Below are 15,198 nucleotides of genomic sequence, written 5' to 3' on the forward strand. Positions count from 1 at the left end.
CCGGAGCCGACGGGTCACGGCATCAGAATCAGAGGAATCAGAGGAAGAGGATCTCGCGGGCCCCGAGGCACTGCTCCGGCGGCGCTGCCGGCACCGGGGCGCGGTCGGCGTCCAGCGCCCGTCGCTTCGAGGACGCGGCTCCGGGCGGCAGCGCGACCCGCGCGGCGCGCTGCCAGGGCTCGTCGCAGGCCGCCGGCGCGCAGCGGTGGCCAGGCACCCAGTACTCGACCAGCGGCGGGCGGAGCCGCAGCGAGCACGCCAGCAGCGCGGCCCACCGCGCGGCCCCCGGGTCGCTCCCCCGGTCTCCGCACCAGGGAGCGGCACACAGGTCGAACCCCCGGACGAGGGACGGGAGCCGGCGCATGACTTCCTCGGGCCGCGATCCGTCGAGCCGGACGACCTCCGCCCGCAGGGCGCCCAGCCAGGCGAGCCAGGTCAGCGGGGCGTCGGGCGAGGCCGTGCCGGGCACCAGCGCACCGCCGGTCACGACGATCCGCAGCCGCGCCCGGGAGGAGGCCAGCATCGACATGCAGCCGCCGAATCCGACGACGGCGTCGCGCAGCGGGGCGGCGAGCACGACGGCTCCCCGCACTCCCTCGAGTGCCCTCGCCGGTTCCGGCGTGCCCCGAAGCCGTTGCGGGGGCCGGTGGGTCCGCACAGTCCCTTCCATCGGCAGCCGTCCTTTCCCGGGCGCAGCGCGGTCGGAGGCCCCCGGAGGGGTGCGACGTCCGCGCTGGAAGCCCTTCGAGTCCCGGATCTGCGCCACGGGCCGCCGTGCGGTGGCCCCGGCGTCACCGTCGCGAGCGGACGGACGTCTTCGGACGCCGGTGCGGTCCGCCGCGACCTGGCGGGTGCGCTTCCTTCCCCGATCAGTGTGGCCCCACCGTTCGGAGTACGCCCGGCGGCGGGCGGCCGGCGGGGTTTCCGCCGGTCTCGGTGCGGGACGAACCGTCACGATCGGTGCCCACGGCACCCCGCTGCCGGGCGTCGGGCGGGGCCGCCGGCTCGGTGTGAGGGACGCCACGAGGCCGGAAAGTGCCAGGTCACCGAGGGTTCCGCGGCGTGCCGGCCGGGATGTGACATGGCTGACCGTTTGCGATCGGGCGACGGTCGATGAGGATGGACGGCGCTGCCCCGGCGCTGTCCGGCGGCGAGCTTCCCGGTCCCCCACGGCACATCGTCCGCCCGGATCGAACCCTCCCCCCTTTTCCCGACCCGATCCAGGTGTGAGACGTGCTGCCCACCGCCAAGACGGTGCCGACCGCCCGGCGTGCCCTCCTGCCCTTCCAGCGGAGCGGCCCTACCAGTCCTTCCCGACCCGACGGAGGGCGACGAGCCCCCGCACCGGCCGGCCCCGAGCGGGACCGGTCGGGCTCGCGCGCGCCGTGGCGCTCGCTGCGCCACCGCAGCATGCGGTGGTGGTCGCTGGCGAACCTGGTGTCGAACGCCGGCGCCTGGATGCAGCTGACCGTGCAGAACCTCCTGATCCTCCAGCTGACCGGCTCGGCCACCGTCACCGGCCTGTCCCTCTCCCTGCAGGTGGCACCCGGCCTGCTCCTCGGCATGGTCGGCGGCGCGGCGGTCGACCGCTGGCCCCGCAAGCTCACGGCTGCCGTCAGCCAGGGAGCCCTGGGCGTGATCGCCTTCACCACGGCGGCGCTGGTCGCGCTGGACTCGCTCAGCGTGCCCGTCCTGATGGGCCTCGCCGTGGTCACCGGTCTGATCGCCACCGTCGAGGGCCCGGCCTGCGCCCTGCTGGGCAACGATCTGGTGCCGTCGGAGGACGTGCCGTCGGCGATCTCGGTCGGCTCGGTCGTCCACAGCGTCGGCCGGCTGGCGGGCACCGCGCTGGCCGGGGTCGCCGTGGGACTGTTCGGGATGGCGAGCGCCTACCTGGCCAACGGCGTCTCCTTCCTGCTGGTGGCACTGGTCATCCCGTTCCTGCGGCCCGCCCCGGGCGTGGCCCCGGTAACCGAGGCCGCGCCGCCGGCCCGGCAGAGCGTCCGGGACGGCCTCGCCTTCTTCCGCAGCCGGCGACAGCTGGTCGCGCTGGCCTGCCTGACCGGGCTCGGGTCCGTCCTGGGCCGCAACTACGGGCTCACCCTGGCCGCCCTGGTCAGCGGCGGTCTGCACGGCGGAGCCAGGGAGTACGGGCTCATCGCCACCGTCCTGGCGGTCGGCGGTACGGCGGGGGCCGTCCTCGCCGGCCGGCTGCGCAACCCCTCGGTGGGCCTGGTGGCCGGGCTGACCGCCGCCGGCGGCGCCCTCCAGGCGGTGGCGGGGCTGTCGCCGACCCTGCTGTTCCTGGCCCTCCTGGTGATCCCGATGGCCGTGCTGGAATCCCTGAGTGACACCGCCACCACCACCATCCTGCAGACCGACCCGCCGGCCCACCTGCGCGGGCGGGTGCTGGGGGCGTGGCGCAGCGTCAGTACCGTCTGGGGTCTGGCGGGGCCGCCGCTGCTGGGCGCCTCGATCCAACTGCTGGGCGCCCGGGGCGCGCTGGTGACCGGGGGCCTGTTGGTCGGCGGGACGGTCAGCGGTGCGGCCGCCTCGGTCCGGCGCCGGTCGGCGGGCACACCGGCCGCGTCGGCCACACCGGTCACGCCGGCCACTCCGGTCACCGCGGCGGCTCCGGTGGGCCCGAAGCCCGAGTCGGTCGCCATCGCGGCCTGAGGCCGAAGGGCCGGCCGCTCAGGGCGGGGTCACCCGAGTGGCGGAAACCCGCCGACTGCGGTCGCGGCCTTCGGAGCGGTCGCCGATGCTGTTCGTGCTGCCACACCCGGGAGGATGGACACGCCATGAGCTCTGGCCGCGGCGCCGAGCGCCGCAGGGCGCCCGTCATTACGTCCTCAGTTCCCGCGACCGGTCCGGCGACCGGGCCGAGTGGGGCGTCCGACGCGACGCTCCTCGCCACCCCGCCGTCCGGGCTCTGGCTGTACGTCGCCCCGGGCGCGCACCGCCGCCCCCCGCTTCCGTCGAGGACGCCCGCCGCGGTGCTCTTCGACCGGGACGGGACGCTGGTCGAGGACGTGCCGTACAACGGCGATCCGGCCCTGGTCCGGCCCGTTCGCACCGCGCGGGCCGCGCTGGAGCTGCTGCGGGCGAACGGCGTGGCGGTCGGGGTGGTCAGCAACCAGTCCGGTGTCGCCCGCGGCCTGCTCGACCGGGCCCGCCACGACGCCGTGCGGGCCCGGGTGGAGGAGTTGCTGGGGCCGTTCGACGTCTGGGCGGTCTGTCCGCACGGGCCGCAGGACGGTTGCGGCTGCCGCAAGCCCGCCCCGGGGCTGGTGGTCGCGGCCTGCGAGGCGCTCGGCGTCCCGGCGTCCCGGGCCGCCGTGGTCGGGGACATCGGCTCCGACGTGGAGGCCGCCCGGGCCGCCGGAGCCCGCGCCGTGCTCGTCCCGACCCCGGTCACCCGCGCCGAGGAGGTCGCCGCCGCCCGCGAGCAGGCGGCCGACCTCCTCGGCGCGGTGCGGCTCCTGCTCGGACCGCCCGTCGGGGGCCCGCCTTGAGGACGCCGGTGGTCCACCGCTCCTGTCGAGCGGTCGAGGCGTAGGGCAGCAGGGCCGTCTCGCGGCGCCAGGTTCAGGAGTGCGGCGGGGAGGACCCCGCTCGTGAAACGCCCGTCGTGGGGGCAGGTTCGCCCCGCTGTGCACGGCGCACTTCAGGTGGCCGTGAGCGCCCCAGGGGGAACTCTGTGCGCCCTACCGGTGTCCGCGGGCGGCGGAAATGATGAGCGCACCGCACATGAACCAGGCGATCCGCACCCCTGTCCCTCGGCCAGGCGGACACGCGGCGGAAGGAGCTCATGGTGTTGCTTCTCATCTCCCCGGACAGCGTCGAGGAAGCCCTCGACTGTGCGAAGGCGGCGGAGCACCTCGACATCGTCGACGTGAAGAAACCCGACGAGGGCTCGCTCGGCGCCAACTTCCCCTGGGTCATCCGGGAGATCCGCGACACGGTACCGGCGGACAAGCCGGTGTCCGCCACCGTGGGCGACGTCCCGTACAAGCCCGGCACGGTGGCGCAGGCCGCGCTCGGCGCGGTCGTCTCCGGCGCCACGTACATCAAGGTCGGCCTCTACGGCTGTACGACGCCCGACCAGGGCATCGAGGTGATGCGCGCGGTCGTCCGGGCGGTGAAGGACCACCGTCCGGACGCGCTCGTCGTCGCCTCCGGCTACGCCGACGCCCACCGCATCGGCTGTGTCAACCCGCTCGCCCTGCCCGACATCGCCGCCCGCTCCGGTGCCGACGCGGCCATGCTCGACACCGCCATCAAGGACGGCACACGGCTGTTCGACCACGTCCCGCCGGAGGTCTGTGCCGAGTTCGTCCGGCTGGCGCACGCCTCCGGCCTGCTCGCTGCCCTCGCGGGCAGTGTCCGGCAGGCCGACCTCGGCCCGCTGACCCGCATGGGCACGGACATCGTGGGCGTGCGGGGAGCGGTCTGCGAGGGCGGCGACCGCAATGCCGGGCGGATCCGGCCGCACCTGGTGGCCGCCTTCCGGGCGGAGATGGACCGGCAGGCCAGGGAGCACGCCGTCGGCGTCCCCGCCGTGAACTGACCGCCGGCATGCCGACGCCTGAGGCCGGCCGCGTCCGCGGACGCCGGGCCGGACGTTTCCCCGTCGTCGACCCGGCCACCGGGGAGACCTTCGACGAGGCCCCCGACCAGCAGCCGGACGAGTTGGACGCCGTGGTCGCCCGCGCCGAGCGGACCTGGCGCGGCTGGCGCGCCGACCCCGCCGCCCGCGCGGCCGCGTTGAGCGGCGCGGCCGACGCCGTGGAGACGGCCGGCGGCGACCTCGCCCGGCTGCTCACCCGGGAGCAGGGCAAGCCCCTGGCCGAGTCGGCCGCGGAGGTCGCCCGTACGGCGGCCCGCCTGCGGTACTTCGCCGACCTGGCCCCCCGGACCCGCCGGATCGACGACGGCCGGCCCGTGCGGAGCGAGATCCGCTGGCGCCCCCTCGGCCCGGTCGCCGCGATCGTGCCGTGGAACTTCCCCCTCCAGCTCGCGGCGGCGAAGTTCGCGCCCGCGCTCGCGGCGGGCAACACCGTGGTCCTCAAACCGTCGCCGTTCACCCCGCTCGCCACCCGGCTGCTCGGCTCCGTCCTCGCGACCGCCCTGCCCGAGGACGTCCTGACCGTGGTCACCGGCCGTGAACCGCTCGGGAGCCGCCTCGCGTCCCACCCGGGCATCCGCCACGTCACCTTCACCGGTTCGGTGCCCACCGGGCGGGCCGTCGCCGCGGCGGCGGCCGCCTCGCTCGCCCGGGTCACCCTGGAGCTGGGCGGCAACGACGCCGCCGTCCTGCTGGACGACGTCGACGTGGACCGGATCGCGGACCGGCTGTTCTGGGCGGCGTTCCGCAACTGCGGGCAGGTCTGCATGGCGGTCAAACGCGTGTACGTCCCGGCCCGGCTGCACGCCGACGTCGTCGAAGCCCTCGCCCAGCGCGCGAAGGCCGTCGCCGTCGGTCCCGGCCTCGACCCCGGCACCTGGCTGGGGCCGGTCAACAACGCCCCGCAGCTGGCCCGGGTCGAACAGGTCACCGAGCAGGCCCTGGCGGACGGCGCCCGGGCGGCGTCCGGCGGCCACCGGCTGGACGGGCCCGGGTACTTCTACGCGCCCACGATCCTCACCGACGTCCCGCCCGACAGCGCGGTGGTGACCGGCGAGCAGTTCGGGCCGGTCCTGCCGGTGCTGCCGTACCGGAGCCTGGACGAGGCCGTCGACGCGGCCAACGGCACCGGCTTCGGGCTGGGCGGCTCCGTCTGGGGCACGGACCTCGACCGGGCCGAGGCGGTGGCCGACCGGCTCGAATGCGGCACCGCCTGGATCAACCACCACGCCGAACTGTCCCTCGCCCAGCCCTTCGTGGGCGTCAAGGACAGCGGAGTCGGCGTCGCGGGCGGACCGTGGGGGCTCTACGGCAACCTCCGGCCGTTCGTCGTCCACCGCCCGCAGGAGTCGTGACGATGAGGTTCCAGGCGGCCGTACTGCGCTCGTACGAAGGCCCGTTCACGGTCGAGGAGGTGGCCCTGCGGACGGAACCCGCCGCCGGGGAGATCCTGGTCGAGATCGCGGGCACCGGGATGTGCCGGACCGATCTCGCGGTCCGGCGATCCGCCGGCCGCAGCCCGCTGCCGGCCGTCCTCGGCCACGAGGGCGCCGGCGTCGTGGTGCGGACGGGAGGCGGCCCTGACAGCGCGATCACCGTGGGCGACCACGTCGTGCTGAGCTTCGACTCCTGCGGACACTGCCGGAACTGCCTCGGCGCGGCGCCCGCCTACTGCGACTCCTTCGCCTCCCTCAACCTCTTCGGAGGACGCGGGGAGGAACCACCGCGGCTCACCGACACGACCGGGAAGGCCCTGGCACCCCGCTGGTTCGGCCAGTCCTCGTTCGCCGAGTACGCGCTCGTCCCGGCCCGCAACGCCGTCCGGGTCGACCCCGCGCTGCCGCTCGACCTGCTCGGGCCCCTCGGCTGCGGCTTCCTCACCGGCGCCGGAGCCGTGCTGAACACCTTCCGCGCGGGCCCCGGCGACACCCTGACGGTCCTCGGCGCCGGAGCCGTGGGCCTGGCCGCGGTGCTGGCGGCCACCGCCGCCGGCGCAGTGACCGTGGCCGTCGACCGGCATCCCGGGCGGCTCGCCCTGGCCGAACGGTTCGGCGCGATCCCCCTGCCCGCCGGAACGGCCGCACTGCCCGAACGGATCCGACGGCTGACCGACGGCGGCGCGCAGTACGCCCTGGACACCACGGCCTCGGCCCCGCTCATCAACAGCGCGCTCCAAGCCCTGCGCCCCACCGGCAGCCTCGGCCTGGTGGCACGTCTGCACACCGCGCTGCCGCTCGAACCGGGCACGCTCGACCGCGGCCGCAGCATCCGCCACATCTGCGAGGGCGACGCCGTACCCGCGCTGCTGATACCCCGGCTGACCGCGCTGTGGCAGGCCGGCCGCTTCCCCTTCGACCAGCTGATCCGCACCTACCCGCTGGCCGACGTCAACGAGGCCGAACGCGACTGCGACGCGGGCCGCGTGGTGAAACCCGTCCTGCTCCCGGAGCGAGGAAGCCGATGAGCGACGCACGCGGCACCGCCGACCCGTCCCACCCGACACCCACCCACCCCGCACTCCCCGCACCCACTCCCGCCCCCATCCCCGCCAACGGAGGAGACATGGCCGGCCCGGCGCAGCAGCAGACAGACGTGGAAGGCGTGGACGGAGGGGTCGGCCTGACCGCCCTCCTGGTCGCCGCGGCGCGGGCGATCGAGACCCGCCGCCCCGACAGCCTGGCCCAGGACGCCTACGCGGAACACTTCGTCCGCGCCGCCCCGGCCTGCACGAGGTGGCCGGTCCGCATCGAGCAGGTCCCGGACGGGGACGACAACCCGCTGTGGGGGCGCTTCGCCCGCTACTTCGGCCTGCGGACCAGGGTCCTCGACGACTTCCTCCTCCGGGCGGCCGGTACGAACGCCCGCCAAGTCGTCCTGCTGGGCGCGGGTCTCGACACCCGCGCCTTCCGGCTGGACTGGCCGTCCGACCTGGTGGTCTTCGAGATCGACCGGGCGGGCGTGCTGGACTTCAAACAGCGGGTGCTCACCGGCCTGTCGGCCGCCCCGAAGGTGAAGCGCGTCCCCGTACCGGTCGACCTGCGCGCGGACTGGGTCACCCCGCTGACCGCCGCCGGCTTCGACCCGGCCGCGCCGAGCGTCTGGCTGGCCGAAGGACTCCTCTTCTACCTGTCCAACCCCGCCGAGACCCGCCTCATCGACACGGTGCACCGGCTCACCGCGGGAGGCAGCGCCCTCGCCTTCGAGGCCAAGCTGGAGACCGACCTGCTGGCGTACCGCGACAGCCCGATCTACACGGCGACGCGGGAGCAGATCGGCATCGACCTGCTCCACCTCTTCGACAAGGGACCACGACCCGACTCCGCGGGCGACCTGACGGCCAAGGGCTGGTCCACCTCGGTGCACACACCCTTCGAGTTCACCCGCCGGCACCGACGCGGCCCCCTCCCCGAGCCCAACGACGCGCTGGAGGGCAACCGGTGGGTGTTCGCGCACAAGCCCCGGCCCTGACGCCCGCCCCTGCTCCTGGCTCCCGTGCCAGGAGCAGGGACGGTCCTGACGGGCCGTGTCACGCCACCCCGGCAGCCACCAGCTGGTCGCCCGGGATCCCGGCCATCTCCGGCGCGTAGTAGTCCTCGATGCCGGCGGCCCAGGTGGCCACGGTGATGCGGTCCTCGGCGTCCGGCCCGAAGGCGTCGAAGAGCGCGTCGATGTTGGCCGGCTTGAAGCCGATCGCCGTCATCAGCGACATGAAGAGCGGGCGCTCGATCAGGCCGTCCCCGTCGGTGTCGCCGAGCGCGGAGAGCGCCTCGGCGAACTGGGCGATGGTGGGGCCGAAGCGCTCGGGGTCGAGCACGAACGGACGGAACTCCTCGACGGTGATCACCCCGTCGCGGTCGGCGTCCAGTTCGGCGGCCAGCGTCGTCCAGTAGCGGCGGAACGCGGCCCGCATGGCGGCCTTGGCACCGTCGTCCGATGCGACGGCCGCCTTCAGGACCCGGTCGGTCATGAGGTCGAAGTCGTCGGAGTCGATGACTCCGTTGCCATTGGCGTCGAAGAGGGTGAAGACCAGTTCGATCCGCTTGGCGGCCTCGGTTCGCATGTGCGGCACCTGTCTGCTGCGGCCCGTCGATCCCGGGCCTGGCTCGATGAGTTCCCCTACGTAACCGTGCCGGGAGACAGGCGTGACGGTGGGGCGGTCTCCGCTACCGGAAGGAGTGAGTCCTCCGACAATCGGCCCGCACCGGACGGCCATGGCGTGCCGGGTGCAGCCGACGTGTACGGGCCGTGTTGACCGGCACCGGGTTCGGGGAGGACCACCATCCTGTGCGGCCGGGCGGCCGGATCGACCTGAACGGCAACACGATGCCCGGCCGGCCGCAAGCAGGACGGCCGCCGGGCTACTTCCCGGCCTCCGGCCCGTACCACTGCATGGCCTGGCCGGTGACGGCGGCGACGCAGTCGAAGTCCCGGTCGCGGTGGAGCAGGGTGAGCCCTTGGAGCTCGGCGGTCGCCGCAATGACGAGGTCGACCGGGCCGGCGCTGCGGTGGGTGCCGCGTGCGGTGAGCAGCCCCTGGACCTGCCAGGCCCGATCGTAGGCCCGGTCATCGACCGGAACCCACCCGAACAGCGCGCGCATGTCCTCCACGCCGCGCTTCCGGTCGGCGACGGAGCGGGCGCTGTAGAAGTACTCGAGCTCGGTGATGGGGCACACCGCGACCAGTCCGGCTGCGGCGGCCTGATCCCAACCGAATGCCTCGGCGTCGGCGCGCATCAGACGTGCCAGTGCGCTGGTGTCGATCAGGAACCTGGCCGCGTTCATCGGCGGTAGTTCGCCTTGTCCTCAAGTACCTCGAGGTCGAACGCCCCCTCTGCCGCTGCGGCCCGCAGACGGGTGAGCGCGAGCGCCCGACGGCGGGTCTCCAGCACCTCGCGCAGCGCCGTGTTGACCGTCTCCTTCTTCGTGGCCGTCCCCAGGGCCTGGGCCACATCCGCGAGGAGGACATCGTCCACGTCGATCACGGTTCGCGTCACGCCGACCACCCCTTGATATCAGGCATTGCATCAAAGATATCACGCTGGATACATCGGCCGGTACCCCGGCCCGTGGGGGTCGCTGGTTCTGAGCCGCATGGTCGGAGTCCCTTCGTCGCGGCCGTGACCGGGCGGCGGGTGTGCGGGGCCCCGGCGGGCGCCGCGCCCCGCCGATCCGGGCGCGTCACCTGCCGGCGGTCTCCTCGGTGATCATCCGCATGAGCCCGGCGCGGCCGCCGTGGCGCAGTTCGCCGCGCTGGCGCACCGCCCCGTTGCCGTACCGGAAGAGGCGCTCGATGCCTGCGGTGATCAGGCGGCGGTCGCCGGACGAGTCGACGTGCGCGTCCACGTGGCCGAGCAGCGCGTCGACGGCGTCCTCGGCCGGGCGCAGCCGTCCGGCGAGGGGGTCGAAGAGCTCCGCGGTGCTGCCGTACCGCGCGGCGTGCCAGAGCGCGCTCTGCAGCAGCTCGGGCGGCCGGTCGGCGAGCCCGCCGCCCGTGCCGGGGTGCAGGGCGTGGGCGGCCAGGCAGCGGACGAGTCCGGCCAGGACCACCGCGTCGTCCGGCCTGAGCTGGACGTCCATCGTCCGTACCTCGACGGTGGGGTACCGCTCGGACAGCCGGGCCTGCCAGTAGAGCTGGCCCGTGTCGCGGATGAGGCCGCAGTCGACGAGGGCGCGGATGCGGCGGTCGTAGTCCTCGGCGTCGGTGAAGAGCGGCGGGCACCCGGTGACCGGCCACCGCCCGAACACGATCGTCCGCCAGCTCGCGAACCCGGTGTCGGCGCCCCGCCACAGCGGTGAGTTCGCGGCGAGCGCGGTCAGGACCGGGAGCCAGGGCCGGAGCCGGTTCAGCACGACGACGCCGGCCTCCCGGTCGGGTACGCCGACGTGGACGTGCATGCCGTTGATCAGTTGTTCGTCGGTGAGGGTCGGGGCGTCCTGCCGCATCTGCCGGTAGCGGGGCGACGGGGTGACGGGCACCGGCAGCCGGTCGGTGAAGGGCGCCGTCCCGGTCGCCGCCAGCAGGCACCCGCACTGCTCGGCCGCTTCGGCGAGGGCGAGCCGCAGCCGCAGCAGGTGGCCGCCGACCTCGTCGAGTTCCCGGCAGACCGGTGTCGCGACCTCCAACTGCGCCTGGAGCAGCTCCTGTTGGACCTCACCTTCGTCGAGCACCGGGTGCAGGCCGGCCGCCTCCCGGACGGCGGCCGCACGGGCGACCGGGTCGCCGGCCGCGGGGTCGACCAGCAGGTACTCCTCCTCCACACCAATCGTCAGCACGGCCCGCGCCTACCCGGACAGCGCGGTGGCAACCGTGCGCCACGGGCTCCGTCGACGGCCGGGCGAGCATGCGGAGGCGGGGATCAGCCGCTGCGGTCCACGCCCGACCACGGCCTGCGGCCCGAGGCCGGCGTTTCGCCGGTCGGGGCGTCGGGCAGGCGCAGCACGGCCCCGCGACCCGCAGGACGGGCACCGGGTGCACGCCTGTCATGGCACCGGGATGCGTCACCGGCCGCCGGAGCCCGCCCGCCGATCGCGGCGAGGGGACGGCGAAGGGTAGGCGAAGGAAGGAGACGAGGACATGAAGGCGGCGAAGGCCTCCCTGGGCCTCGGCGGCCCCGGCGCGGTATCTCCCGGTCTGGGCAAGAACGCCGGCACCGGCGCCGCGACCACCGCCGGGACGACCGGCACCGGCCCGGCCGGCTGAGCGGCCGGTCGCGTCAGGGCTGCGCGGGGAAACGGGCGTTGACCGGCCATACCGGGTGAACCATGCTGGAAGGGGTACCCGCTGCTGAAAGCTGCTGAAGGGGGCAGCCATGAGGCCATACGCTCGGGACGGCGAGTCCTCCCGCTTCGGCGCCGGCACCCAGCAGCTCGTCGTCGAGCGGTACTTCGGCCCCGACGCCACCGGAGTCGCGGTCCACGGCGTCGTCGACTGCGACAACGCACCGGAGCTGTACCGGGCGCTGCTGTCGGGGCTGCGCGCGACCCGGCGCTCCCTCGCCGTCGACCTGTCCGGGGTGTCCTTCTGCGACTGCGCTTGCCTCAACGTCCTGCTCGAACTCCGCCGCCGGGCCGGCGCCAGCGGCCGCAGCCTGGTCCTGAGCGGCTGCAGCCCGGTGGTGCTCCGCCTGTTCGACCTGACCGCCACCCTCGACGTCCTGCTCCCGGCCCGGCCCACCCGCTCCGTCCGGGCGGCTCGGCCCCGGCGCGGACGGGCCCGGGCGAGCAGCCACGCGCAGCTCCTGCGGTCCCACCGCGCACGTGTCGGCGACGGCCTCGGCCGGCCGGCCGAGGCCGTCGCCGACACGGCGGTGCCCGTTCCCCTCGGGGAGAGCGGCACGGCCGTCATCCGGCGGCTGGCCGCGCGCACCGTGGTCGAGCGGGCGAAGGGCATGCTCGCCGAGGCCTCGGGCGTCGGCCCGGACGTGGCCGGGGCGATGCTGTCGGACCGGGCGCGGCGCACCGGGCGGAGCGAGGCGCAGGTGGCTCGGCACATCGTCGGCGGGCTCACCGCCGTCACGGGCTCCGAACCGCTGGCCGGCACGGCGAAACGGGGTCGGTGACATGACGGACAGCGAGGCCGGCCCCGGCACCGCGGCACCCCCGTGGGCGTTCCGGCACAGCCTGCACCCGTACGCGGGGGACGCCGAGTTCATGGAAGGGACGATGTCCTTCGTCGAGGACGCGCTCAGCGATCGGCAGGCCGTCATCGTCGCGGTGGACGCGCGCAAGAGCGGGCTGCTGCGGGCCGAGCTGACGGGAGCCTGCGCGGCCGGGAGCGTGTCGTTCGTCGACCTCACCGCACTCGACGGGAACCCGGCCCGGCTCATCCCCACCTGGCGGGACCGGGTCGCCGCCGCCGCGTCCGGCGGGCAGCCGGTCCGGGCCGTCGGGGAGTCCCGGTGGACCGGGCGCACCGCCGCCCAGAGCACCGAACTGCGCCGCCACGAACGTCTCCTGAACCTCGCCTTCGCCCACGCGTCACCCGCCTGGTGGCTGCTCTGCCCCTACGACACGAGCATGGTCGACCCGGAGTCGCTGGCGTCCGCCAGGCGCTGTCACCCCCTGCTGGTCACCGCCCGCACCCACGGCGTCAACGCCGCCTTCGTCGAGGATCCCGACGAGGCCAGCCCGCTGCCGAACCCCCCGGTCGCCCACGACCTCCTGCGATTCGGCGTCGGCGGCCTGCACACGGTGCGGTCCCTGGTCGCCGACCGCGCGCGGCGGCACGGCCTCGACGCCGCCCGGATCGAGGACCTGGCGCTCGCGGCCGGCGAGGTCGCGGCCAACAGCCTCCAGCACGGCGGCGGCTGCGGCACCGTGCGGACCTGGGCCGAGGACGGCGTCCTGGTCTGCGACTTCCACGACGCCGGTTACCTGCGCGACCCGCTGGCAGGGCGGGTCAGACCGTCGCACGGCCGACCGGGCGGCCGGGGGCTCTGGCTGATCCAGCAGCTGTGCGACACCGTCCAGATCGTCTCCACGCCGCAGGACGGCACCACCGTCCGCCTGCACATGGCCGTCGACGGTGCGGGGCACTCCTGACCGGCGGGCCGCCGGCCCCTCGTTCCGGGGCGCCCTGCCGGGAGGGCCCGGTGGGGCGGCGCGACCGGTCGGACGCCGCGCGCCGACGGCGGGGAATCCTCGTACCATCGGTACCGGACGGCAGCGACCGGGTCGTTCCGGGGCCGGGCCGGAAGACGCGATCAGGGCGGTGGCATGAGTGAGCAGGCCCGTGCGGGCCGGATCCTGGCGGACGCCGTCGCCCGCGAGAACGGCACGCCCCTTCCGGAGCGCCTGTGCACCGCCTGCGTCCGGGCACTGCCCGTGGCCGGGGCCGTCATCGCCCTGACCGGCGACCGCGACACCCCGCCGCACGCCCTGTTCGCCAGCGACAGCGCGGCCGCCTCCGCGGAGGAGCTCCAGTTCACCCTGGGCGAGGGCCCGTCCGTCGAAGCGCTCCGCACCGGTCGGCCGGTCCTGGCCTACGACCTCGCGGGGCCGGGCGGCGACCGCTGGCCCGTCCTCGCCTCCACCCTGTCGAGCACCCCGCCGCGCATCGCCACGATCCTCGCCTCCCCGCTGCGGCTCCACGGCAGCCCGTTCGGCGTGCTCAGTCTCCACCGCCGCCACGGCGCACCGTTCCGCCGGGAGGACCTGGACGCCGTCCGGGTCGCGGTCGACACCAGCACCCTCGCCCTGATCGCCGCCTTCGAGGACGCTCCCGGGCTCCCCTCGTGGCTCGACCGGCCGGGGGTGGACGGCGTGGAGGTGGACCAGGCCGTCGGCATGGTCATGGTGCAGCTCGCCGCCTCGGCCGACACCGCCCTCGCCCGGCTGCGGGCGAAGGCCTTCGCGGAGGGCGTGTCCGTCGGGGACCTCGCGCGCGAGGTCGTCGCCCGCCGTCTGCGCTTCACCGACGACCGGACGGACAATGACCGACAGCCGTAGAAGGGGCGTAGCGTTGGCAGGGAAAGCGGAGGTGGCCATGGAACCCGAGAGGCGGCAGAACGAGGCGTTCGCCGGCCTCACCGAATCACTGGTCACCGACTTCGACCTCGCCGAGGTCCTGACCAGGGTGACGGAGTACTGCGTCACCCTGTGCTCGGCCGCCGGGGCGGGCATCGTGGTCGTGGACGCGGACGGCTCGCTGCGCGACGTCGCCTACTCCGGCGATGCCGTCCGCCGGCTGGAGTCCTTCCAGACGAGCCTGGGCGAGGGCCCCTGCGTGGACTGCGTCCGCACCGGGCGGCCCATCGCCGGTGTCGGCCTCGACGCCGCGGCCGACCGGTGGCCGCGCTTCGCCCCGGCCGCCCGGCAGGCGGGCTACGCCTCCGTCCGGGCACTTCCGCTGCACGTCGGCAGCACCGTGGTGGGTGCGCTCAACCTGTTCGACTCCGAGGTCGGCGAGGCCCCGGAGGCCGACCTGCTCCGGGCGCAGACCCTCGCCGACCTCGCCGTCATCGCCCTCGTCCAGCACGGCACCAAGAACGCGCCGTCGCGGGCCAGGGAAGCAGTCGCCCACACTCTGATGAGCCGCTCCCTGATCGAACGGGCCAAGGGCATCCTCGCCGAGAGCGGCGACCTGACCATGGACCAGGCCGACCTGCTGCTGCGCAGCCACGCCCGGAACAACGGCGACGGCAGCCTCAGCCTCCTCGCGGAGAAACTCGTCAGCCGCGAGATCACCGCGCACCACGTCCTCTCCTCGGCCGGCTCCCCCGCCTGACCGCCCAGGCGGCGCCGAACGGCGAGGCAGCGCGAGCAGCGAGTTCTCGACCCATCCGTCCCAGCGCATCGGTCCTCCGGCACAGCACTCGGAACCTCCCGCCACCCCGAGTCTTTCCCCCATCCGCGCCCCCGAACGCGAACTCACCGCCCACAACCCGGCCCGAACACCCAGCTCCCGACCAGCAACTCGCCGTCACCCCCGGCTACGACGAGACGATCCACCGCGAGCCTGCGGCGATGGCCGGGATTCCCGGTCGGCGGAGCCCGCTGTCAGCCGGTTGTCAGTGACCGCCTGATGCAATGGGGCCGGATCCGCCGGAGCATCCGGACGTGGTCGGCGGGCGG

At 74.9% G+C, this 15,198-nt stretch carries 16 protein-coding genes; 11 read left to right on the forward strand and 5 right to left on the reverse strand.

Going from position 1 to position 15,198, the window contains the following annotated elements; genetic code table 11:
• Nucleotides 1–37 precede the first annotated feature (37 nt).
• Nucleotides 38–577, reverse strand: a complete 540-nt coding sequence (locus AC0B61_RS02385; RefSeq protein WP_471738712.1) for a hypothetical protein — start codon at nucleotides 575–577, stop codon at nucleotides 38–40.
• A gap of 833 nt (nucleotides 578–1,410) precedes the next feature.
• Here AC0B61_RS02385 and AC0B61_RS02390 point away from each other — a divergent pair.
• From AC0B61_RS02390 to AC0B61_RS02415, 6 genes are all read left to right on the forward strand, one after another.
• Complete coding sequence (locus tag AC0B61_RS02390) at nucleotides 1,411–2,676, forward strand: MFS transporter (RefSeq protein ID WP_471738842.1); 1,266 nt, start codon at nucleotides 1,411–1,413, stop codon at nucleotides 2,674–2,676.
• A gap of 125 nt (nucleotides 2,677–2,801) precedes the next feature.
• Nucleotides 2,802–3,515: a D-glycero-alpha-D-manno-heptose-1,7-bisphosphate 7-phosphatase gene (locus AC0B61_RS02395; RefSeq protein WP_471738713.1), complete on the forward strand. Its 714-nt coding sequence runs from the start codon at nucleotides 2,802–2,804 to the stop codon at nucleotides 3,513–3,515.
• Between the two features lie 299 nt (nucleotides 3,516–3,814).
• Entirely contained in the window at nucleotides 3,815–4,570 is a 756-nt protein-coding gene (locus AC0B61_RS02400) for a (5-formylfuran-3-yl)methyl phosphate synthase (RefSeq protein WP_471738843.1), read from the forward strand.
• Between the two features lie 8 nt (nucleotides 4,571–4,578).
• The gene (locus AC0B61_RS02405; RefSeq protein ID WP_471738714.1) at nucleotides 4,579–5,982 is read left to right on the forward strand and encodes an aldehyde dehydrogenase family protein; all 1,404 of its coding nucleotides are present in this window, start codon (nucleotides 4,579–4,581) and stop codon (nucleotides 5,980–5,982) included.
• 2 nt (nucleotides 5,983–5,984) lie between these two features.
• Nucleotides 5,985–7,091, forward strand: coding sequence for an alcohol dehydrogenase catalytic domain-containing protein (locus tag AC0B61_RS02410; RefSeq protein WP_471738715.1), 1,107 nt, complete (start codon nucleotides 5,985–5,987; stop codon nucleotides 7,089–7,091).
• A gap of 98 nt (nucleotides 7,092–7,189) precedes the next feature.
• Nucleotides 7,190–8,095, forward strand: coding sequence for a class I SAM-dependent methyltransferase (locus AC0B61_RS02415; RefSeq protein WP_471738844.1), 906 nt, complete (start codon nucleotides 7,190–7,192; stop codon nucleotides 8,093–8,095).
• Nucleotides 8,096–8,153: 58 nt separating this feature from the next.
• Here AC0B61_RS02415 and AC0B61_RS02420 read toward each other — a convergent pair whose 3' ends face one another.
• The 4 genes from AC0B61_RS02420 to AC0B61_RS02435 form a co-directional block, all read right to left on the reverse strand.
• Nucleotides 8,154–8,687 (reverse strand): EF-hand domain-containing protein, encoded by a 534-nt coding sequence (locus AC0B61_RS02420; RefSeq protein ID WP_471738716.1) that lies wholly within the window; start codon nucleotides 8,685–8,687, stop codon nucleotides 8,154–8,156.
• A gap of 298 nt (nucleotides 8,688–8,985) precedes the next feature.
• Nucleotides 8,986–9,408, reverse strand: coding sequence for a PIN domain-containing protein (locus AC0B61_RS02425; RefSeq protein WP_471738717.1), 423 nt, complete (start codon nucleotides 9,406–9,408; stop codon nucleotides 8,986–8,988).
• Nucleotides 9,405–9,620, reverse strand: a complete 216-nt coding sequence (locus tag AC0B61_RS02430) for a type II toxin-antitoxin system VapB family antitoxin (protein ID WP_471738718.1) — start codon at nucleotides 9,618–9,620, stop codon at nucleotides 9,405–9,407. Before AC0B61_RS02430 ends, AC0B61_RS02425 begins: the two co-directional genes overlap by 4 nt.
• 184 nt (nucleotides 9,621–9,804) lie before the next feature.
• Nucleotides 9,805–10,899, reverse strand: a complete 1,095-nt coding sequence (locus AC0B61_RS02435; protein WP_471738719.1) for a carboxylate-amine ligase — start codon at nucleotides 10,897–10,899, stop codon at nucleotides 9,805–9,807.
• Nucleotides 10,900–11,200: 301 nt separating this feature from the next.
• On the opposite strand from AC0B61_RS02435, the gene AC0B61_RS02440 reads away from it, so the two are divergent.
• The 5 genes from AC0B61_RS02440 to AC0B61_RS02460 all read left to right on the forward strand — a co-directional run bounded on the left by AC0B61_RS02440 (nucleotide 11,201) and on the right by AC0B61_RS02460 (nucleotide 14,851).
• Nucleotides 11,201–11,326 (forward strand): hypothetical protein, encoded by a 126-nt coding sequence (locus tag AC0B61_RS02440; protein ID WP_471738720.1) that lies wholly within the window; start codon nucleotides 11,201–11,203, stop codon nucleotides 11,324–11,326.
• Nucleotides 11,327–11,435: 109 nt separating this feature from the next.
• Nucleotides 11,436–12,185, forward strand: coding sequence for an STAS domain-containing protein (locus tag AC0B61_RS02445; RefSeq protein WP_471738721.1), 750 nt, complete (start codon nucleotides 11,436–11,438; stop codon nucleotides 12,183–12,185).
• Nucleotide 12,186: 1 nt separating this feature from the next.
• Nucleotides 12,187–13,167 (forward strand): anti-sigma factor RsbA family regulatory protein, encoded by a 981-nt coding sequence (locus AC0B61_RS02450; RefSeq protein WP_471738722.1) that lies wholly within the window; start codon nucleotides 12,187–12,189, stop codon nucleotides 13,165–13,167.
• 174 nt (nucleotides 13,168–13,341) lie between these two features.
• The gene (locus AC0B61_RS02455) at nucleotides 13,342–14,073 is read left to right on the forward strand and encodes a GAF and ANTAR domain-containing protein (protein ID WP_471738723.1); all 732 of its coding nucleotides are present in this window, start codon (nucleotides 13,342–13,344) and stop codon (nucleotides 14,071–14,073) included.
• A 37-nt stretch (nucleotides 14,074–14,110) separates the two neighbouring features.
• The gene (locus AC0B61_RS02460; protein WP_471738724.1) at nucleotides 14,111–14,851 is read left to right on the forward strand and encodes a GAF and ANTAR domain-containing protein; all 741 of its coding nucleotides are present in this window, start codon (nucleotides 14,111–14,113) and stop codon (nucleotides 14,849–14,851) included.
• Nucleotides 14,852–15,198 lie beyond the last annotated feature (347 nt).

This window comes from Kitasatospora sp. NPDC023385, assembly GCF_055664045.1.